The following is a 20195-nucleotide window of genomic DNA, read 5'->3' on the forward strand; positions in this document are numbered from 1 at the left end:
CCCCCGAACCGAAGCCAATGATCAGTACCGAACTCAAATCCCAGATCCAGGGCGCTTACTCGCGTTTCCTCGAAGCCAAGAGCCTCAAGCCACGGTATGGCCAGCGATTGATGATCGCTGAAGTCGCCAAGGTGCTGGGGGACATCGATACCGATGAAGAGGGGCGCCGCTCCGGCGATCCGGCCGTGGTCGCCGTTGAAGCGGGCACCGGTACGGGCAAGACCGTGGCATACGCCATCGCGTCGATTCCGACCGCCAAGGCGGCGGGCAAGCGTCTGGTGATCGCTACGGCAACCGTCGCGCTGCAGGAGCAGATCGTCTACAAGGACCTGCCGGACCTGATGCGCAACAGCGGCCTGAATTTCACCTTTGCCCTGGCCAAGGGACGTGGTCGTTACATGTGCCTGTCCAAGCTCGACATGCTGTTGCAGGAAAGCGATGCCACCAACGCGACCGCGCAGCTGTTCGAGGAAGAGGGCTTCAAGATCGAAGTCGACGAAGCCAGCCAGAAGCTGTTTACCAGCATGCTGCAGAAACTGGCCGGCAACAAATGGGACGGCGACCGCGACAGTTGGCCCCAGGAACTGGCCGATCAGGACTGGGCGCGCCTCACTACCGATCACAGCCAGTGCACCAACCGGCACTGTCCCAACTTCCAGCAATGCGCCTTCTATAAGGCACGTGAAGGCATGGGCAAGGTCGATGTGATCGTCACCAACCACGACATGGTGCTGGCCGACCTCGCACTGGGTGGCGGCGCCGTGCTGCCGGACCCGCGTGACACGCTTTACGTATTCGACGAAGGCCATCACCTGCCGGACAAGGCCATCGGCCATTTCGCGCATTACACCCGTCTGCGCTCCACGGCCGACTGGCTGGAACAGACCGCCAAGAACCTCGCCAAACTGCTCGCCCAGCATCCACTGCCCGGCGATCTGGGCAAGTTGATCGAGCAAGTGCCGGAACTGGCGCGCGAGATCAAGGGGCATCAGCAGTTCATGTTCGGTGCCTGCGAGCAACTGGCCGATTTCCGCGCAGGTGAAGACATGCAGGGCCGCGAACGCCCGCGTCATCGCTTCGTCGGCGGCGTCATTCCCGAGCACATCCGTGAGATGGGCATCGAACTCAAGAAAGGTTTCGCGCGCCTTGACGACCTGTTCACGCGCCTGACCGATCTGCTCAAGGAAGGCATGGACGGCGAGGTCAACATCGGCATCGCCAGTCATCAGGCAGAAGAATGGTATCCACTGTTCGGCAGTCTGCTGGCCCGTGCTCATGGCAATTGGGAGCTGTGGACCGCCTTCACCGCCGAAGACCCGGAAGACAGCCCGCCCATGGCCCGCTGGCTGACATTGGCCGACAGCGGTGCGCTGTTCGACATCGAGGTCAACGCCAGTCCGATCCTGGCTGCCGAGATGCTGCGGCGCAACCTGTGGAACGTCGCCTATGGCGCGCTGGTCACGTCGGCAACCCTGACTGCGCTGGGCAAGTTCGACCGTTATCGCATGCGTGCCGGTCTGCCGAAGGGCGCCGTCACGGCCGTCGTGCCCAGCCCGTTCCATCACGCCGATGCCGGTGTGTTACGTGTGCCGGACCTCAAGGCCGACCCGCGTGACGCGGTCGCTCATACGGCGGCGATCATTCGCGACCTGCCAGGTCTGGTCGAAGGCTCGCGCGGCACGCTGGTGTTGTTCTCCTCGCGCAAACAGATGCAGGACGTGTTCGACGGGCTGGACCGCGACTGGCGCAAACAAGTATTCATTCAGGGCAACCTGTCCAAGCAGGAAACCCTGAACAAGCACAAGGCGCGCGTCGACAGCGGCGAGTCCAGCGTGCTGTTCGGGCTGGCCAGCTTCGCTGAAGGTGTGGATTTGCCCGGGGCTTATTGCGAGCACGTGGTGATCGCCAAGATTCCGTTCGCGGTGCCGGACGATCCGGTCGAGGCGGCGCTGGCCGAGTGGATCGAGGCTCGCGGTGGCAACCCGTTCATGGAAATTGCGGTGCCGGATGCTTCCCTTCGTCTGGTTCAGGCCTGCGGCCGCCTGCTGCGCACCGAGGAAGACCGAGGCACCATCACGCTGCTGGATCGCCGCGTGGTGACCCAGCGTTATGGCAAGGCGATTCTCAACGCGCTGCCGCCGTTTCATCGAGAAATTTCCTGAACGCAGGCTGACAGGCAGGTGGCGACTGTTCCCAAAGCGTCCAATCGCTGGAACAATATGCGCCCATTCAGTTGGCCCTAATCAGGGCCTTCAACGCGATATTCAGGAGTCAGCGGTTTGCAGATCCAGGGTCATTTCGAACTTGAATTCGAAGCAGTGCGTGAAGCCTTTGCGGCATTGTTCGACGATCCTCAGGAGCGCGGCGCTGCGTTGTGCATCCAGGTGGGCGGGCAGACGGTCGTTGACCTGTGGGCGGGCACCGCTGACAAGGACGGTGCCGAAGCCTGGCACACCGATACCATCGCCAATCTGTTCTCCTGCACCAAGACTTTTGCCAGCGTCGCCGTTTTGCAACTGGTCGAAGAGGGCAAGCTGAAACTGGACGATCCCGTGGCCCGACTCTGGCCCGAGTTTGCCGCTGCAGGCAAGGCTGCGATTACCTTGCGTCAGTTGCTGTGCCATCAGGCGGCACTGCCGGCCATCCGTGCGCAACTGCCCGCAGAAGCGCTTTACCAATGGGACACCATGACCGCAGCCCTGGCGGCCGAAGAGCCCTGGTGGATTCCTGGCCAGGGCCATGGCTACGCAGCCATCACGTACGGCTGGTTGATTGGCGAGATCCTGCGCCGCGCCGATGGTCGTGGTCCGGGCGACTCCATCGTTGCGCGGGTTGCACGTCCGTTGGGGCTGGATTTTCATGTCGGGCTGGCGGACGACCAGTTCCATCGCGTGGCACACATTGCACGCGGTAAAGGCAATGTCGGCGACGACGCAGCGCAGCGTGTGCTGCAGGCGACGATGCGCGAACCGACTTCGATCACGGCCAGGGCCTTTACCAACCCGCCGTCGATTCTGACCAGTACCAACAAGCCGGAGTGGCGTCGCATGCAACAACCTGCGGCCAATGGCCACGGTAATGCCCGCAGCCTTGCAGGCTTCTACAACGGTCTGCTGGATGGCAGCCTGCTGGAAGCCGAAATGCTCAATGAACTGACCCGTGAACACAGCGTCGGCCAGGACAAGACCCTGCTGACCTCGACCCGCTTCGGTCTGGGTTGCATGCTTGATCAACCAACCGTGGCCAACGCCACGTTCGGGCTGGGTCCGAAGGCATTCGGTCATCCGGGCGCTGGCGGTTCGGTCGGTTTTGCCGATCCTGACCGCGAGGTGGCGTTTGGCTTTGTGACCAACACGCTGGGGCCTTACATTCTCATGGATCCGCGCGCCCAGAAGCTGGTCAGGGTGCTTGGTGAGTGTTTGCAGTAACTATCGGCTATAAGTGCTTGTTTCATACCGACTGTCAGTTAATGGGCGCAACAGGAACCGTACGACGGTTTCTCTTTACACCTGTAACTTCATGCGTGTTATACGGACGTAACAACGTTCCCTCTGTCTGATCAAAAACTGTTGTGGGTCATCCATGTCGTCCAATAAAAGCCTCGTTCTCGCTCTGTGTATCGCCGTCACCGGCTGTGCTCAAACCCCTCAATCCGATTCTGCTGCGACTGAAGGCCATTGGTGGCAGTTTGGTTCGGGCAGTGCCGTCGACAATGCGTCTGCCAAGGCTCCGGCTTCCAGCCCAGCGCCTGCTGCGCCCGTAGCCAAGGCCGCTGACAAACCAGCGCCTGCTGCTGACGCACAGAGCAGCAGTCCTTGGTACTGGCCATTCAGCTCGGACGACAAGGCCGCGGCAAAACCTGACACAGTCGCCAGCAAGCCAGCGGACAAGCCGGCTGCCCCTGCGCTGGTCGCCAAGTCTGAAACGGACAGCAAGTGGTGGTGGCCATTCGGCAGTTCCGAGGCCAAGAAGGACGAGCCTAAAGCCCTGCCAATGCCTGATCCGAAAGTGACCAAAGCCTGGCTGGACGAATACGAGCCGCGTGTGCGCGCTGCCATCAAGGACACACCGTTTGAACTGGAGCGCCGTGAAGACCTGCTGGCGATAACTGCGCCGGTAGACAGCTCGTTTAACCCTGATCGCCCGGCGATGTTGCTGCCGGTCACGCTGGGTCCGATTACCCGTCTGGCCAAGGCTGTCGAGGGTGACAAGCGCACGGCCGTGCTGATTCTGGGCCACGCCGACACCTCGGGTCCCACCGAAGCCAATCAGAAAATCAGTCAGGAACGCGCACAATCGGTGGCCGCGATCTTCCGCCTCAGCGGCCTTGAGCGTCAGCGTTTGAGCCAGCGTGGCATGGGCGCGGTGATGCCGCGTGCAGCCAATGACAGTGCGCAGGGCCGTGCACTGAACCGTCGCGTCGAAATCCTGATGACGCCTCAGGACACCATGCTTGCACTGATGAGCCGCTATGCGCTGCCGCCGGTCGCCCCGACGCTCGTCGCCGTGCAGGACGTCAAGCCTGCGCCTGCTCCGGCGCCTGCCAAGAAAGCGGCCGCGACCAAGAAAGACACGGCCAAGAAAGCGGCACCGGCCAAGGCCAGCACCGCCAAGAAGGCTGCTCCGGCCAAGTCGACCACAGCAGCGAAGAAGCCTGCCGCGACCAAGACTCCGGCCAAGGATACTGCTGCCAAGAAGCCCGACGCCCAGGCCAGCAACTGATCGCCTGATCGCGCTCCTGGGGCCTGTTCGTTCCCATGCGTGGCGTGGGAACACCTCTTCGTACGCTCTGTGTCGCTGATATGACGCAGAGCGTCACGGCTGCATGCCCAGGCGCGTGGGCACGTTCAGGCTGGGGGTATAAGCTCACCAATCAGCCGTCGAAAAACCAGCCGCGCCAAAAGGAATGACACCATGACCCAGACCCTGGCTGACATGCGCCGTGACTACACCCGCGACGGACTGACCGAAGCGCAGTCACCGGACGAGCCGTTCGCATTGTTTCATCAGTGGTTCGCCGAGGCGGTCAAGACCGAGCAGGCACCGGTCGAGGCCAACGCCATGACCCTGGCGACGGTCGATGAAGAGGGGCGCCCGCACTGCCGAGTGCTGCTGCTCAAGGGCCTGGACACACAAGGTTTCACTTTTTTCACCAATTACGACAGCGCCAAAGGTCAGCAACTGGCCGCTCGTCCATTCGCCGCGATGACGTTTTTCTGGCCGACGCTCGAACGTCAGGTGCGCATCGAGGGGCGTGTGGTGAAGGTCACTGCACAGGAATCTGATGCTTACTATCAGGTTCGTCCGCTGGGCAGTCGGCTCGGTGCATGGGCGTCGCCACAGAGCCGGGTGATCGCCGACCGCGAAGCGCTTGAACAACTGATCAAACAGACCGAACAGCGCTTTCTCGACACCGCGCCCCATTGTCCCGAGCACTGGGGTGGCTATCGTCTGCTGCCTGAGCGAATCGAGTTCTGGCAGGGCCGTTCCAGTCGCCTCCATGACCGTTTGAACTATCGTTGGGTAGACGGCCAATGGACGCGTGAGCGCCTTGCACCCTGATTGAATTATTCGCGGGTCGCACCGTCTTAGCCTTACGTAAGCGGGCAGTCGCTGTATGACGCCTGAATGAATTTAATTTGCGGATCCGGGGCCGTGACAGCACCTGTGTCGGGTAGTCTAATGGCCACTGGTTCCTCTGGAGATACCTTTTATGCGCAAGTCTGCTCTTCTGGCTGCCTCGTTCACTGCCATGGCACTGACGTTGGGCGGCTGCACTTCCAATCTCACCGGTGACTCCTACTCCCGCGATGAGGCCCGGACTGTACAAACCGTTCGCCTGGGCACTGTTGAATCGTTGCGTCCGGTGAAAATCGAAGGCACCAAGACCCCGATTGGCGCAGGCGCCGGTGCGGTGGTGGGTGGTGTAGGCGGCAGCGCAATCGGTGGTGGTCGCGGCAGCGTCGTGGCAGCGGTGATCGGTGCAGTGGCGGGCGGTCTGTTGGGTTCTGCGACCGAGGAAGGTCTGACCCGCACTCAGGGCGTGGAAATTACCGTGCGTGAAGACGACGGCAGCATGCGCGCCTATGTGCAGCAGGTTCAGGAAAACGAGATTTTCCGGGTCGGCGAGCGCGTCCGCATCATGACGGTCAACGGCACGAGCCGCGTGACACACTGATCTGCCTGGCGGATCACTGAAGACCCCGAGCCTGATGCCTCGGGGTTTTTCGTTTCAGGCTGTCCGGTCAGCGTTTCAGCGATGCCCGGCAGGCCGCAACCATCACGCCATAGCCGATGATGGCCGACAGTATCGATCCGGTCAGGATGCCCATGCGATCTTCCCCGGCAAAGGCGCTGACACCGGGTTCGAACGCCAGCGAGCCGACAAACAGACTCATGGTGAAGCCGATGCCGCACAGGATCGAAACCCCCAGCACATGACCCCAGTTCGCGTCCTTTGGCAGCGAAGCCATGCGCGTCTTGACCGCCAGCCACGTCAGCCCGAATACCCCCAGCGTCTTACCCAGCAACAGGCCTGCAGCGATGCCCAGCGGCACCGGATGAGTGAAGCTGTCCATTGTTACGCCCGCCAGCGACACACCGGCGTTGGCGAACGCGAACAGCGGCAGGATGCCGTACGCGATCCAGGGATGCAGGCTGTGCTCCAGGGTCAGCAACGGTGACGTCCTGGCGCGGGTTCGAAGTGGAATGCAGAACGCCAGCACCACACCTGCCAGCGTCGCATGGACGCCGCTTTTCAGGACGCAGACCCACAACACCAGGCCGATCAGCAGATAAGGCGCAAGTTTACTTACGCCCAGACGGTTCAGCACAATCAGCGCGATGATCGATACCGCTGCCAGTATCAGCGAGAGTTGTGACAGCTCGCCGGAGTAGACCAGCGCAATCACGATGATCGCGCCCAGGTCATCAATGATTGCCAGTGTCATCAAAAACAGCTTGAGCGAGACGGGCACCCGCTTGCCGAGCAGCGCCAGCACGCCGAGGGCGAAGGCGATGTCGGTGGCCATTGGAATGGCCCAGCCGCTCAAGGCTTCTGGGTTACCGGTGTTCAGCGCAACGTAGATCAGCGCCGGAACCACCATACCGCCGATGGCGGCTGCACCCGGCAATACAATTTGCGAGGGCTTGGAGAGATGACCCTCGAGAACTTCGCGCTTGACCTCCAGACCAATAAGCAGAAAGAACAGCGCCATGAGGCCGTCGTTGATCCATAACAACAATGGCTTGGCGATTTGCACTGCGCCAATCTGCGTCACAACGGGTGTTTCAAGAAAAGCGTTATAAAGCCAGGAAAGTGGCGAGTTATTAACGAATAGGGCCAAAGCGGCAGCGGCGATCAACAACAGGCCGCCAGCCGCTTCAAGCTGGAAGAAGCGTGTAATGGTATTTCGCATGGGCGCGACCATTCTCCGTCTACGGTAAAAAAGGATCGATACCCTAACGTGTTGATTGGGAAGTTAAAACAAAAGTTATATTCGTTTTTGTTCTAAAAATGACAGGCTGTGTCTTGATTTAAATAGACTAATAATTGTGTAACTGCTTAAGTCGTAAACATATCTTTTTATAGTGTAGGACATTTCCTAAAAAGCATGTTTCTACTATTAATTTGTAACTTCATTAGTGTGTAAGACAGGACGTGTGGCATCGAACTGAAGGTGATCACCCTGAAACTCCACTACCACGGACGTCATTATGGCGTCCGCGGTAGCGGCATCAGGGTGTCAGCCTTCAATCCCCAGCATGTCACGCACCAGCGCTTCGGCAATGCGGATGCCGTCCACGCCTGCAGACAGGATACCGCCGGCATAGCCCGCGCCTTCACCGGCCGGATACAGGCCCTTGGTGTTGAGGCTCTGCATGTTCGGGCCGCGCGTAATGCGCAGGGGGGCAGAGGTGCGGGTTTCGATGCCGGTCAGCACTGCGTCGTGCAACGAAAAGCCTTTGATCTGCTTGTCGAAGGCGGGCAGTGCTTCACGAATGGCTTCGATGGCAAAGGCAGGCAATGCTTCAGCCAGATCGACCAGCTTCACGCCGGGCTTGTAGGAAGGCTCGACGCTGCCCAGCGCCGTGGACGCCTTGCCCGCGATGAAGTCGCCGACCAGTTGCGCAGGCGCTTCATAGGTACTGCCGCCCAGCAGGTAAGCGTGAGACTCCAGACGCTCCTGTAACTCGATGCCGGCCAGCGGGCTGCCCGGAAAGTCCTGCTCCGGCGTGATGCCCACCACGATGCCCGAGTTGGCGTTGCGTTCGTTGCGTGAGTACTGACTCATGCCGTTGGTCACAACGCGGTTCGGTTCGGACGTCGCGGCGACCACCGTACCGCCAGGGCACATGCAGAAGCTGTACACCGAACGGCCGTTGCTGGCGTGGTGGACCAGCTTATAGTCGGCAGCCCCCAGTTTCGGGTGACCGGCGTACTTGCCCAGCCGGGCACGGTCGATCAGCGACTGTGGATGTTCGATACGAAAGCCCACCGAAAACGGCTTGGCTTCCATGAATACACCACGGCCGTGGAGCATGCGGAACGTGTCACGGGCGCTGTGGCCCAAGGCGAGAATCACATGGCGCGACGCGATTTGCTCGCCGCCATCCAGCACGACGCCGTTCAGTTGGCCGTCTTCGATCATCAGGTCAGTGACGCGCTGCTCAAAGCGTACTTCGCCGCCCAGCGCCTCGATCTGATGACGCATGTGCTCAACGACGCCAGTCAGTCGGAAAGTGCCGATATGGGGCTTGCTGACGTAGAGAATTTCCTCCGGCGCGCCTGCCTTCACGAACTCATGCAGGACCTTGCGGCCATGAAAGTGTGGGTCCTTGATCTGGCTGTAAAGCTTGCCGTCAGAGAACGTGCCCGCGCCACCTTCGCCAAACTGGACGTTGGATTCCGGATTCAGGACGTTCTTGCGCCACAGGCCCCAGGTGTCCTTGGTGCGCTGACGCACTTCCTTGCCGCGTTCGAGGATGATCGGCTTGAAGCCCATCTGCGCCAGCAGCAGCCCGGCGAAGATCCCGCAGGGGCCGAAGCCGACGACGATCGGTCGCTCGCTCAGGCCTTCAGGCGCGTGGCCCACCACCTTGTAGCTGATGTCAGGCGCAGGGCCGACGTGGCGATCATTGGCCAGCTTGCGCAGCAATGCGTCTTCGTCACTGACCTGAAAGTCGATGGTGTAGATAAAGCACAGTTCGGAGGACTTCTTGCGCGCGTCGTAGCTGCGCTTGAACAGCGTGAAGTCCAGCAGTTCGCTGCTGTCGATGCCCAGACGCTGCAAGAGGGCAGGGCGCAGGTCTTCGTCCGGGTGGTCGATCGGCAGTTTGAGTTCGGTGATTCGTAACATTGAAGGGTCCAGTTTTCGGGCCGCAGGTTCAGCCCGACAGCACTACAAGAACCGGCGATTATAAGCGCTGAACCCCTTTGACGGCGAGTCGGGGTGTGCAGTCCTGGCGACGATGGGTGCCATCGGTCGCCAAAAACGGATAATGGCTCGGATCAATCGTCCCGCGAGCCACCGTAGTAGCCGCAGCCGCGCTGGGACTGACCATTCAGACGCAGTTCGGCGGTGAGGTGTTGTACCGAGCCGTTGACGCTGTCGACACAGCGCTGAGGCGCCACCCAGAGTTCGATGCGCTGGTTGTTGGCTTCGCTGCTGACACTGAAGCTGCCGTCCGGCAGTTGCTCTTCCAGGTAGGGTACAGCGAGCGGCGGCTGGCCTTCTCGTTCCAGCACCATGCCTTTGCCGCTGACGTTGACGTTCCAGGCGGGTTTGTTGCCATTGACGTGCAAGGTCAGACGTTTGAAATTCAGATCATCGCAGGACTGGCCGGGCCGCTCGACACGGTAAACCTGATGCAGGTCCAGCTGGCCGTCGCTGTTGGCAGCCTTGCTGGCGGCAAACGCACCCCGCAGGTCAGCAAAGACACGGCCCTTGCTGTCGGCAAGGCTCGCGGCTTCCTGCAGGATCCCGGTGTTGTTGCGGTCCTTGACCACATAGCGGCGCTGCTCGTTGCACGGTTTGAACATCAACTGCCCGTTCTCACCGGTCAGGTCGCCCTGCATGCGGATCATGCCGACCGTGGAGACTTTCGGTGTGTCGGTCTTGCTGCCAAGCATCTGGCAGCCGGCGAACAGTGGCAGAAGCGCGAATACGAGGACAGAACGAGCAGCAAACATGGGGCGGGTCTCCAGACAAGTGCCGCCACGTTACGCAGACTGTTGCCGCATCACAAGACCTGATACGTCTGTCCGGTGTGCAAGCCTTCTACGCTCTTGGCGTAGGCCAGTGCTACGTCTGCAGCCGGAACCGGTTTAAAGCCTCTGAAGTAAGTACCGTATCGCTCCATGGATTCGAGCAGCACAGTGGGGCTCACCGAGTTCACCCGCATCCCGTGCGGCAACTCTATAGCCGCTGCCCGCACGAAAGCGTCGATCGCACCGTTGACCAGACTGGCCGAGCTGCCCGACAGGATCGGCTCCTGACTCAGCACGCCCGAGGTCAACGTGAACGACGCACCCTGGTTGGCAAACGCCTTGCCGATCAGCAGCAGGTTGACCTGGCCCATCAGCTTGTCCTGCAGACCCAGTGCGAAATCGGCTTCGCTCATGTCTGCCAAAGGCACGAACTTCACACTGCCCGCTGCGCAGATCAGCGCATCGAAGCTGCCCACACGTTCAAACAGCGCACGAATCGATGCGCTGTCGCTGATATCGACGCGCTCGTCGCCACTGTTGCGGCCTATCCGCACGATCTCGTGCCGGGATCCCAGTTCGCGTTCAATCGCCGAGCCCACGGTTCCGCTTGCTCCAATCAACAGGATTTTCATTGCGTCGCTCCACAAGGATCAAATGAGCGGTCAGTGTAGAAAGTTGTATATCCATCGATAAAGATGCTAATTGGAAACCTTTGGTTCTTGACAGGAAACAATCCGTGAGCGAGATGGAGGATCTGGCAGCCTTTGCAGTCCTGATCGAGGCAGGCAGTTTTACTGCTGCCGCACAGCGTTTGAGCTGCAGCAAAGGGCGATTGTCGAAGCGGATTTCTCAGTTGGAGAAGACCTACGGCGTGCAGTTGCTGCACCGCACCACGCGCACGTTGAGCCTCACCTCGGCGGGAGCTGCGTTGTTGCCTCAGGCCCGGCAGTTGATATCCCACATGGAGCGGGCGCGCAGCATTGTGGCGCTGATGCGTGATGACGTGGTCGGAGAGGTGCGTATCACGACACCCGTCTCTTTGGGTGAAACCTTCTTTGACGGTTTGTTGATGGAGTTTTACGAGGCCTATCCGCAGGTGAAAATCGAGCTTGAGCTGAGCAACAGCTTCAGCGATTTGCGGCGTGAAGGGTTTGATCTGGCGATACGTTCACAGGTCGCAAGCGATGAGCGGCTGGTGGCCCGACCGCTGCTGGCGATGCAGGAACTGACCTGTGCCAGTGCGCAGTATCTGGATGAGCATGGCTGGCCGCAGACGCCTGATGATCTGACGCGGCATCGTTGCCTGATCAATAGCCACTACAGCGGCCGGTATGAGTGGCTTTACCATCAGCATCACGAGTTGAAGCGTGTGCAAATCGATGGGCCGTTTGCCAGCAATCACTACAGTCTGTTGAAAAAGGCGGCACTGGCCGGTGCGGGCATCGCGCGGCTACCGTTCTACATGGTGCACGAAGAACTCGACGACGCACGCCTGCACTGGCTGTTTCGCGAATACCAGACGGCAACGACGCCGATGTTCCTGGTACATCCCTATGAAAGCAAAGTGCCTCGAAGGGTGCAGGTGCTGGCAGATTATCTGGTGCGATGGTTCGAACGCAGCAGCTCTGCGCTGGGGCGGTTGGCGTGATGTTGAGCGGTGGCATGACCTTAGCCACGCAGGAGCGCTCGTCGTCATACACAAGTCCGGAAGACGCGTAAAACAGGACCAAAACAAACGTGGCTGACTGAATGCATAACCTGTGGGAGGCGGCTTGCCGGCGATGGCGTCCGTTCAGTGACGGATAGGTCGCTTCAGAAAAGCACCGCCGGCAAGCCCAAGCCGCCTCCCACAGTTCGTTGGTTGCAGCAAGACGTGTGGATAACGATGAGCGCTATAGCATGGGCGCGACCATCGCACCTCTCGCTAGCCGCCCAGGTAAGCGTCCCGCACTTTCGGATCGACCAACAGTTCCTCACCTGTACCCTGCATCACCACGCGGCCGTTTTCCAGGACATACGCGCGGTCGGCAACTTTCAGGGCCTGGTTGGCATTCTGCTCGACCAGGAATACGGTCACGCCATCACGCCGCAGTTGTTCGACGATCTCGAAAATCTGCTGAATGATGATGGGAGCCAGACCCAGCGACGGTTCGTCCAGCAGTAACAGCTTGGGCTTGCTCATCAGCGCGCGGCCGATGGCGAGCATCTGTTGTTCGCCGCCGGACATGGTGCCACCGCGCTGTGTGAAGCGTTCCTTGAGGCGCGGGAACAGGTGCAGGACTTTGTCCATCTGCTCCTGATAATCACCTTTCTCGGTGAAAAAGCCGCCCATGGCCAGGTTTTCTTCGACCGTCAGGCGGGCAAACACGCGGCGGCCTTCCGGCACCACTGCGATGCTCTTGCGCATGATCACCGACGAGTCCTGACCAACCAGTTCCTCACCCATGTAGCGGATGCTGCCGCTGTGAGCGCGTGGCGAGCCGCACAGGGTCATCAGCAGTGTGGATTTGCCGGCGCCGTTGGCACCGATCAGGGTGACGATCTCGCCCTGACGTACTTCCACGTTGACGCTGTGCAGCGCCTGGATCTTGCCGTAGAACGTGGAAACGTTTTCGAACTGCAGCATTTACGCTTCCCCCAGGTAGGCTTTGATCACTTCAGGATTGTCACGAATCTGTTCCGGCGTACCGTCGGCCAGTGGCGTGCCCTGATTGATCACTACGATGTGGTCGGAAATGCTCATCACCAGTTTCATGTCGTGCTCGATCAGCAGCACCGTGGCGTTATGCTCGTTGCGCAGCACGCCGATGAGCGCTTTCAGATCTTCGGTTTCCTTGGGATTCAGACCGGCTGCCGGTTCGTCCAGCATGAGGATGCGCGGGCGCGTCATCATGCAGCGGGCGATTTCCAGGCGGCGTTGCTGACCGTAGGCCAGTGTACCTGCGGGGCGATTGGCGAATTCCTTCAGGTTGACGGCGTCCAGCCAGTGCTCGGCGTAGTCCATGGCTTCGCGTTCGCTGCGGCGGAAGGCGGGCGTCTTGAACAGGCCGGACAGGAAGTTGGTGTTCAAGTGACGATGCTGGGCAACCAGCAGGTTCTCGACCGCGGTCATTTCCTTGAACAGACGTACGTTCTGGAAGGTACGCACCACACCCTTGCGGGCGATCTGGTGACCGGCCAGGCCTTGAATCGGCTCGCCGTCCAGCAGGATCGTGCCGCCGCTGGGCTTGTAGAAACCGGTCAGGCAGTTGAACACGGTGGTCTTGCCCGCACCGTTGGGGCCGATCATCGAGACGACCTGTTTTTCATGGACGGTGAGGCCCACGCCGTTGACGGCGAGCAGACCGCCGAAGCGCATGCTCAGGTTCGTGGCTTGCAGAAGAGGCTGGCTCATTTGGCCACCTCCGCTTTCAACTTCATGACAGGTCGTTGCATTGGCAGGAAACCTTGAGGACGCCAGATCATCATCAGCACCATCAGGGCACCGAACATCAACATGCGGTAATCGCTGAACTCACGCATCAGTTCAGGCAGCAGGATCATCACGATGGCCGCCAGAATCACGCCCAGTTGCGAGCCCATGCCGCCGAGTACCACGATGGCCAGAATGATCGCCGACTCGATGAAGGTGAAGGACTCAGGCGTCACCAGACCCTGGCGAGCGGCGAAGAAGCTGCCTGCAAAACCTGCGAATGCTGCGCCCAGGGTAAACGCCGACAGCTTGATCACCGTCGGATTGAGGCCCAGTGCGCGGCAGGCGATTTCGTCTTCGCGCAACGCTTCCCAGGCACGGCCGATCGGCATGCGCAGCAGGCGATTGATGACGAACAGCGCTGCCAGCGCCAGCAACAGGGCGATCAGGTAGAGGAAGATCACTTTGCTGATCGGGTTGTAGTCCAGGCCGAAATACTGATGGAACGTCTGCGCACCTTCGGCAGCACGGCGTTCGAAGCTCAGGCCGAACAGGGTCGGTTTCTCGATGTTGCTGATGCCGTTCGGGCCGCCGGTGACGCTGGTCAGGTTGCGCAGGAAGATGCGGATGATTTCACCGAAACCCAGGGTCACGATGGCCAGATAATCTCCGCGTAGCCTCAGAACCGGGAAGCCCAGCAGGAAGCCGAACAGCGCCGCCAGCAGACCGGCCAGCGGCAGGCACTCCCAGAAGCTCAGGCCGAAGTAGTGCGACAGCAGGGCGTAGCCATAGGCACCGACCGCGTAGAAACCCACATAGCCCAGGTCCAGCAGACCCGCCAGACCGACCACGATGTTCAGGCCCAGGCCCAGCATCACGTAGATCAGAATCAGCGTCGCGATATCCACCGCGCCGCGCGAGCCGAAGAACGGCCAGACGAACGCCAGCACGATCAGCGCTGCGAGACCCCAGCGCTGGGTGCTCGGCCGGGTCATGAGGTCGCTGGTTTTCTGCGAAATCAGCGGAGCGCGTTCACCACGGCGCAGGCCGCTGATCTTCTCGGCGAACAGCACGCGCAGAAACAGCAGGACTGAACAGATCGCGATGATGGTCAGGGTCATGGGGCTGGCGTTCTGCACTTGCAGGGTCACGCCGGAAAAGGCCAGTTTCAGGCCAAACACCGGATAGGCAACGGCCCACACCAGTGCAGCGCTGAACAGCGCCTGTTTGAAGGACTTGCTCATACTTTTTCAACCTCCGGACGACCCAGAATGCCGGTCGGGCGGAACAGCAGCACGAGAACCAGCAGGCCGAAGGCCACGACGTCCTTGTACTGATCGCCAAAGATGTCGGCACCGAAGGCTTCGGCGACGCCCAGCACCAGACCGCCCAGCACGGCGCCGGGGATCGACCCGATGCCGCCCAGTACCGCAGCCGTGAATGCCTTGAGGCCTACCAGGAAACCGGCGCTCGGGTTGATCACACCGTATTGCATGCTCAGCAACATGGCGGCAACGGCAGCCAGCGCGGCACCGACTACGAAGGTCAGGGCAATGATGGTATTGGTGTTGATCCCCAGCAGGTTGGCCATCTTCATGTCTTCGGCGCAGGCGCGGCAGGCGCGGCCCATACGCGAGCGGGAGATGAACAGGGTCAGCCCGGTCATGGCCAGCAGCGTGACGACGAACACCACGATTTGCATGTAGGAAATCAGCACTTCCTGTGCGCCGCCTGGACCGAAGGACAGGCTGCCGGGCAGCAGGTTGGGGATGGCAAAGTTGCCGGAACCCTGGGAAAGCTGAACCGAGTTCTGCAGAAAGATCGACATCCCGATCGCAGAAATCAGTGGAATAAGACGGTTGCTGTTGCGCAACGGACGGTAGGCGACGCGTTCGATGCTGTAACCGTAGGCACTGGTGACGATGATGGAGGCGGCGAAGCCTGCGATCATCAACAGCGGCAGGCTGTCGATGCCCATCATTGCAAGGCCGGCAAGCGCCATGAACGCAACGTAGGAACCGATCATGTACACCTCGCCGTGGGCGAAGTTGATCATTCCGATGATGCCGTAAACCATCGTGTAGCCGATGGCAATCAATGCATACGTGCTGCCAATGGTCAGGCCATTGACCAACTGTTGCATGTAGTGGAATAACTCGGGCATTTACCGCGCTCCTAAAAACCTGATCTGCATTTCTCCGGCCTGCGTCGGGTACGCATTCTGTCGATGCGTTGCCGGTGACGCTGCCAGCGAACCGCTGGTAACGGTTTTAAGATTTTCAGGGGGCCTCGTTACCGGATCTCGGCAAGCGGGCCATGATTCGTAAAACAAAGCCCACTGCGGTTGCAGTGGGCTTCGGTTGTCAACGCAAGCTGCTTATTTGGCGGCTTCGGTCTTCGGCTTGCCGAAGTGCCATTCGTAGACCACGAACTGGAAGTTCTTCAGGTCGCCCTTGGCGTCGTAGCTCAATTCGCCCATCGGGGTCTTGAAGGTACCGGCGTGGATGGCGGCTGCCACTTTGTCGGTGTCTTCGGACTTGGCGGCAGCGATGCCGTCAGCAATGACCTGAACGGCGGAGTAGGACGGGTACACGAACGGACCGCTCGGGTCCTGGTTCTTGTCCTTGAATGCCTTGGTCAGCGCCTGGTTGGCAGGGTCCTGGTCGAAGGACTTCGGCAGGGTGACCAGCAGGCCTTCAGAGGCTTCGCCAGCGATTTGCGAGATGGACTCGTTGCCCACGCCTTCAGGACCCATGAACCTGGCGTTCAGGCCTTTTTCCTTGGACTGGCGCAGGATCTGGCCCAGTTCAGGGTGGTAGCCGCCGTAGTAGACGAAGTCGACATTGGCTTGCTTGAGCTTGGCGATCAGCGAAGAGAAGTCCTTGTCGCCGGCGTTGATGCCTTCGAACAGGGCAACCTTGACGCCTTTGTCTTCCAGGGTTTTCTTCACAGCAGAGGCAATACCCTCACCGTACTGCTGTTTGTCATGAATGACCGCAACGATTTTAGGCTTGGCGACGTCGGCGATGTAGTTACCGGCTGCCGGGCCTTGCGCGCTGTCCAGACCGATGGTGCGGAACACCAGCTTGTAGCCACGGCTGGTGATGTCAGGGCTGGTGGCTGCTGGAGTCACCATGATGATGCCTTCGTCTTCATAGACGTCGGAAGCAGGTTGAGCGGAGCTGGAGCACAGGTGGCCGATGACGTATTTCACGCCGTCGTTGACGACCTTGTTGGCGACTGCAACGGCCTGTTTCGGATCGCAGGCATCATCGTATTCGACGGCTTCGAGTTTCTTGCCATCCACGCCGCCTTTGGCGTTGATCTGCTCGATGGCCATCTTGGCGCCGTTGAACTGCATGGTGCCGTACTCGGCTACAGGGCCGGTTTTCGGGCCGGCGATGCCGATCTTGATGGTGTCAGCTGCGAACGAATGGCTGGCAACCCCTGCCATAACCAATGCGGCAAACAGCTTGGAAAGCTTCTTGGTACCCTTAGTCATGATGCTCCACTCTTGCGTTGTAGTTTTTATAATCCTGCTGGCCAAGGCTACAGGACCGGCTTCGACACCGGTCTTTCCCCCGCTCCGCCAACTGTACCGGAACAGTTTAGAGTGCCGGTGAATCGCTTGGAAAGCGTGGGGCGGGGGAGTGGACCGGTGTGTGTCGCTTAATCGAAAGAAAGTTACATAATCCAACCACATAGGGTTTTGAAAAACCCGGCGCAGCGTGGTGGATGTGTGGACTCTCCTGCAATCAATCACTTGCTTCTGGGTTTGTCTGCGGGAAAGGCGGCGGTATCATTGCGCCGATTTTCTTTTTGGTGAAACCCATGACGCAAGAACCTAGCACCCTCTATGCCAAACTGCTTGGTGAGACCGCTTCTATTTCGTGGAAAGAATTGCAACCATTCTTTGCCAAGGGTGCCCTGTTGTGGGTCGAACTGCCGCTGGATTTGATCGAAGTGGCCGAGGCAGTGGCCGAAAATGACGCATCCAAAGTGTCTGCGTGGCTGGCCGACGGACAGGTCGGCAAGGTGTCTGAATCAAAGGCAATGGAGCTTGTGGAGCAGGATCCGGTGCTTTGGGCAGTGGTAGTGGCACCTTGGGTGTTGATTCAAAACAGGGCGGCCGAATAATTGGTGCTCATTTTTGGTGCGTCTGGTGGTGAATAATTGGGTGAGAACGTAACCCGGCTTTCGTTCTCGTATCCAAACGCCACAGGGTCCGGCTTCTTTCAGGCGCATTACGGAACCTCTCAATCGGTCGATCGCGAGCGTTGAGTGCGCTGTGGATTGCGTGCTGCGACAGCATGCTCTGCGCCAGGCAGGTCGTCGAACAGGTCCATTGATACCGGTGTGTCGCGTTCCGTCACTCTGGCTTCCAGCATGAGGGAGGCGGGCCACAGGCTAACAGGGTCGCGTTGATTCATTTGCCTGACCATGGGCAGTATCCGCTCCAGAGGCTGCGGCTTGCTGAACAGGTAGCCCTGCACGTAATCGCTGCCGAACTGGCTCAGGAACTCCAGTTGCGCGGGAGTCTCTACGCCTTCCGTCACGACCTTGAGATGCAGGGTGTGCGCCATGACGATGATTGCCTGGACGATCTCCATGTCCTGAGGTGATTTGGGGATATCGATAATGAAGGATCGGTCGATTTTCAGCGTGTCCAGCGGCAGGCGTTTGAGGTAGGCCAGTGACGAGTAGCCTGTGCCGAAGTCGTCGATGGACAGCGAGACCCCCAGGCTGCGGATGTGCTTGAGCATCAGGATGGTATTGCTGATGTTGCCCATCAGGGCGTTTTCGGTCACCTCAAGCTCCAGTCGACCGGGAGCCACGTTCGCCTCGCTCAAGGCGTGTTCGACTTCTTCGGCCAGCTCGTCGCGGTTCAGGTTCAGCGCGGAGCAATTCACCGTGATGATCAGTTTGTTCAGACCGTCGGCGCGCAAGGCGCCCAGGTCCTGGCACGCTCGACGTAATACCCAGTTGTCCAGTTCGGCAATCAGGCCGTTGGCCTCGGCGATACTGATGAAACGATCCGGCACCAGCAGCCCGTGTTGTGGATGGTTCCAGCGCACCAGGGCTTCGAGCTTTGCCACGTGCCCGGTGCGCAGGTCAACGATGGGCTGGTAGTAGACCTGCAAGCCGGTTTCTTCGCGCAGTGCGTTGCGCAGTTCTTCTTCCAGGTGCAATTCCAGACTGGCCTTGGTCTTCAAGGCCGGGCTGAAGAAGTTGACCCGATTACGGCCGTTGCCTTTTGATTGATAAAGCGCAAGGTCCGCATGTTTAAGCAGTTCGTCGCACGTGGCTCCGTCGCGCGGAAAGACCGCGATTCCAATACTGGTGGTCATGACCATGCGCCTGCCTGCCAGCGCAATGGGTTCCTTCATTTTCTGCATGACGCGGTGCGCCAGATGACGGGCCTCTTCGTAGTTGGGAATGCTCAGCAGAATGCAGAACTCATCGCCTCCGAAGCGCGACACCACATCCTGAACGCGTGTGGCGCTGCGAATACGCTCTGAAATTACCTTCAGCAGCTCATCCCCGGCATCATGGCCCAGGCTGTCATTGATGCGCTTGAAATGGTCGATGTCCAGAAACATGACCGCCAGCATGCCGTTGCCAATGGTGTGCTCCAGCAGCCTCTCGGCGAATATCTGGTTGAAACCACGACGGTTGATCAGGTTGGTGAGCGGGTCGTAATGCGCCACTTGCTGGAGCGAGACACGCGCCTGGTCCAACTGGCTGAGCAGAGCGTTGACGCGCTGCAGATCATGTTCCTTGCCCTGCAGCTTCTTGTCGGCCATCGCTGCGCTGATGCTCCCCGCGATGATCAGCAGGGTAATAGCGGCGATCGTCAGCCCCAATTGCTGACTGTTTGCCGTGTTGGGGATATGCAGTTCGGCCCCTGCTGGAATGACCAGCCGCAAGGCCCGCATGCCCATCAGGTGCATGGTCAAAAGGCCTGCGCCCAACAACAGGCTCACGCCATACCGAAACATTTGGTGGAACATGCCACTGTAGTGGCGCAGGTGTCGGGAGAGCGTCAGCAGGGCCACGCTCGCCAGAATGGCCACCAGAATCGACAGCGTGAAGGTGCGCGGCTCGTAATATTGCGCGGCATCCGAGTGCATCGCAGCCATGCCCATGTAGTGCATGGTGCTGATTCCGATACCCATGACGAGGGCGCTCAACAGGCACCGTTTGACGCTCAATGACTGGACGGTCAACGCCCTCATGGCGATCAGAGCTGTCATCAGCACAATCAGCAATGAGCCCAGCGTGATGCCCAGGTCATAGGTCACGGTCAGCGGCGCCTGAAAGGCCAGCATGCTGATGAAATGCATGGCCCACACACCACCCGCCAGACAAAGCGCACCCAGCGCCTTCCAGACTCGTCGGCTCCTTGTTGCGTCGACGTGAATGACCCGGTCAGCGATGTCCAGTGTGGCAAAACAGGCCGCACAGGCCACGCCATAGGCCAGTGCCACCAGAAACAGATTGTGACTGCAGTCGATCAGCAATTGCCCGTTTGCCGGCATGCCGACAAACATATTCAAACCCAGCCACTCCATA

At 59.8% G+C, this 20195-nt stretch carries 17 protein-coding genes; 7 read left to right on the forward strand and 10 right to left on the reverse strand.

What is annotated here, in order from left to right:
• The first annotated feature begins 17 nt into the window (after positions 1 to 17).
• The 5 genes from dinG (at position 18) to BUB69_RS21280 (ending at position 6178) form a co-directional block, all read left to right on the forward strand.
• A complete protein-coding gene (gene dinG, locus BUB69_RS21260) occupies positions 18 to 2162 on the forward strand; it encodes an ATP-dependent DNA helicase DinG (RefSeq protein ID WP_024696068.1) in 2145 nt (714 codons plus the stop codon).
• Between the two features lie 117 nt (positions 2163 to 2279).
• On the forward strand, positions 2280 to 3428 hold the full coding sequence (locus tag BUB69_RS21265) for a serine hydrolase domain-containing protein (RefSeq protein WP_073170191.1): 1149 nt from the start codon (positions 2280 to 2282) through the stop codon (positions 3426 to 3428).
• 154 nt (positions 3429 to 3582) lie between these two features.
• Positions 3583 to 4722 (forward strand): OmpA family protein, encoded by a 1140-nt coding sequence (locus tag BUB69_RS21270; protein WP_073170193.1) that lies wholly within the window; start codon positions 3583 to 3585, stop codon positions 4720 to 4722.
• Between the two features lie 192 nt (positions 4723 to 4914).
• A complete protein-coding gene (gene pdxH / locus BUB69_RS21275) occupies positions 4915 to 5562 on the forward strand; it encodes a pyridoxamine 5'-phosphate oxidase (RefSeq protein ID WP_073170195.1) in 648 nt (215 codons plus the stop codon).
• Positions 5563 to 5713: 151 nt separating this feature from the next.
• The gene (locus BUB69_RS21280; RefSeq protein WP_024684738.1) at positions 5714 to 6178 is read left to right on the forward strand and encodes an outer membrane lipoprotein; all 465 of its coding nucleotides are present in this window, start codon (positions 5714 to 5716) and stop codon (positions 6176 to 6178) included.
• A 67-nt stretch (positions 6179 to 6245) separates the two neighbouring features.
• On the opposite strand, the gene nhaA is transcribed toward BUB69_RS21280, so the two are convergent.
• The 4 genes from nhaA to BUB69_RS21300 form a co-directional block, all read right to left on the reverse strand.
• Positions 6246 to 7430, reverse strand: coding sequence for a Na+/H+ antiporter NhaA (gene nhaA / locus BUB69_RS21285; protein ID WP_073170196.1), 1185 nt, complete (start codon positions 7428 to 7430; stop codon positions 6246 to 6248).
• 315 nt (positions 7431 to 7745) lie between these two features.
• Entirely contained in the window at positions 7746 to 9359 is a 1614-nt protein-coding gene (locus tag BUB69_RS21290) for an NAD(P)/FAD-dependent oxidoreductase (RefSeq protein ID WP_073170199.1), read from the reverse strand.
• 152 nt (positions 9360 to 9511) lie between these two features.
• Positions 9512 to 10192: a COG3650 family protein gene (locus BUB69_RS21295; RefSeq protein ID WP_073170201.1), complete on the reverse strand. Its 681-nt coding sequence runs from the start codon at positions 10190 to 10192 to the stop codon at positions 9512 to 9514.
• 50 nt (positions 10193 to 10242) lie between these two features.
• Entirely contained in the window at positions 10243 to 10842 is a 600-nt protein-coding gene (locus BUB69_RS21300; protein WP_073170203.1) for a short chain dehydrogenase, read from the reverse strand.
• Between the two features lie 104 nt (positions 10843 to 10946).
• Here BUB69_RS21300 and BUB69_RS21305 point away from each other — a divergent pair, with 104 nt between their 5' ends.
• A complete protein-coding gene (locus tag BUB69_RS21305; RefSeq protein ID WP_073170205.1) occupies positions 10947 to 11858 on the forward strand; it encodes a LysR family transcriptional regulator in 912 nt (303 codons plus the stop codon).
• A 276-nt stretch (positions 11859 to 12134) separates the two neighbouring features.
• Here the strand turns inward: BUB69_RS21305 and BUB69_RS21310 are convergent, their stop codons facing one another.
• The 5 genes from BUB69_RS21310 to BUB69_RS21330 all read right to left on the reverse strand — a co-directional run bounded on the left by BUB69_RS21310 (position 12135) and on the right by BUB69_RS21330 (position 17124).
• A complete protein-coding gene (locus tag BUB69_RS21310; protein WP_024688527.1) occupies positions 12135 to 12836 on the reverse strand; it encodes an ABC transporter ATP-binding protein in 702 nt (233 codons plus the stop codon).
• On the reverse strand, positions 12837 to 13604 hold the full coding sequence (gene livG, locus BUB69_RS21315) for a high-affinity branched-chain amino acid ABC transporter ATP-binding protein LivG (RefSeq protein ID WP_024695491.1): 768 nt from the start codon (positions 13602 to 13604) through the stop codon (positions 12837 to 12839).
• A complete protein-coding gene (locus BUB69_RS21320) occupies positions 13601 to 14866 on the reverse strand; it encodes a high-affinity branched-chain amino acid ABC transporter permease LivM (RefSeq protein ID WP_073170207.1) in 1266 nt (421 codons plus the stop codon). Before BUB69_RS21320 ends, livG begins: the two co-directional genes overlap by 4 nt.
• Complete coding sequence (gene livH / locus BUB69_RS21325; RefSeq protein WP_024688524.1) at positions 14863 to 15786, reverse strand: high-affinity branched-chain amino acid ABC transporter permease LivH; 924 nt, start codon at positions 15784 to 15786, stop codon at positions 14863 to 14865. The genes BUB69_RS21320 and livH overlap by 4 nt, the downstream gene beginning before the upstream one ends.
• Positions 15787 to 15999: 213 nt before the next feature.
• The gene (locus BUB69_RS21330; protein WP_073170209.1) at positions 16000 to 17124 is read right to left on the reverse strand and encodes a branched-chain amino acid ABC transporter substrate-binding protein; all 1125 of its coding nucleotides are present in this window, start codon (positions 17122 to 17124) and stop codon (positions 16000 to 16002) included.
• 329 nt (positions 17125 to 17453) lie between these two features.
• Here BUB69_RS21330 and BUB69_RS21335 point away from each other — a divergent pair, with 329 nt between their 5' ends.
• On the forward strand, positions 17454 to 17759 hold the full coding sequence (locus BUB69_RS21335) for a DUF2288 domain-containing protein (protein ID WP_073170211.1): 306 nt from the start codon (positions 17454 to 17456) through the stop codon (positions 17757 to 17759).
• A 119-nt stretch (positions 17760 to 17878) separates the two neighbouring features.
• On the opposite strand, the gene BUB69_RS21340 is transcribed toward BUB69_RS21335, so the two are convergent.
• On the reverse strand, positions 17879 to 20194 hold the full coding sequence (locus BUB69_RS21340) for a putative bifunctional diguanylate cyclase/phosphodiesterase (protein ID WP_073170213.1): 2316 nt from the start codon (positions 20192 to 20194) through the stop codon (positions 17879 to 17881).
• Position 20195 lies beyond the last annotated feature (1 nt).

This window comes from Pseudomonas asturiensis, from assembly GCF_900143095.1.
Lineage (GTDB): Bacteria > Pseudomonadota > Gammaproteobacteria > Pseudomonadales > Pseudomonadaceae > Aquipseudomonas > Aquipseudomonas asturiensis.

Coding starts and splice junctions, on each gene's coding strand:
- dinG (WP_024696068.1), top strand. CDS start 18: ATGATCAGTACCGAACTCAAATCCCAGATCCAGGGCGCTTACTCGCGT.
- BUB69_RS21295 (WP_073170201.1), bottom strand. CDS start 10,192: ATGTTTGCTGCTCGTTCTGTCCTCGTATTCGCGCTTCTGCCACTGTTC.
- livH (WP_024688524.1), bottom strand. CDS start 15,786: ATGCCCGAGTTATTCCACTACATGCAACAGTTGGTCAATGGCCTGACC.
- BUB69_RS21310 (WP_024688527.1), bottom strand. CDS start 12,836: ATGCTGCAGTTCGAAAACGTTTCCACGTTCTACGGCAAGATCCAGGCG.
- BUB69_RS21300 (WP_073170203.1), bottom strand. CDS start 10,842: ATGAAAATCCTGTTGATTGGAGCAAGCGGAACCGTGGGCTCGGCGATT.
- BUB69_RS21280 (WP_024684738.1), top strand. CDS start 5,714: ATGCGCAAGTCTGCTCTTCTGGCTGCCTCGTTCACTGCCATGGCACTG.
- BUB69_RS21340 (WP_073170213.1), bottom strand. CDS start 20,194: ATGGAGTGGCTGGGTTTGAATATGTTTGTCGGCATGCCGGCAAACGGG.
- BUB69_RS21320 (WP_073170207.1), bottom strand. CDS start 14,866: ATGAGCAAGTCCTTCAAACAGGCGCTGTTCAGCGCTGCACTGGTGTGG.
- BUB69_RS21290 (WP_073170199.1), bottom strand. CDS start 9,359: ATGTTACGAATCACCGAACTCAAACTGCCGATCGACCACCCGGACGAA.
- BUB69_RS21270 (WP_073170193.1), top strand. CDS start 3,583: ATGTCGTCCAATAAAAGCCTCGTTCTCGCTCTGTGTATCGCCGTCACC.
- livG (WP_024695491.1), bottom strand. CDS start 13,604: ATGAGCCAGCCTCTTCTGCAAGCCACGAACCTGAGCATGCGCTTCGGC.
- BUB69_RS21330 (WP_073170209.1), bottom strand. CDS start 17,124: ATGACTAAGGGTACCAAGAAGCTTTCCAAGCTGTTTGCCGCATTGGTT.
- BUB69_RS21335 (WP_073170211.1), top strand. CDS start 17,454: ATGACGCAAGAACCTAGCACCCTCTATGCCAAACTGCTTGGTGAGACC.
- pdxH (WP_073170195.1), top strand. CDS start 4,915: ATGACCCAGACCCTGGCTGACATGCGCCGTGACTACACCCGCGACGGA.
- nhaA (WP_073170196.1), bottom strand. CDS start 7,430: ATGGTCGCGCCCATGCGAAATACCATTACACGCTTCTTCCAGCTTGAA.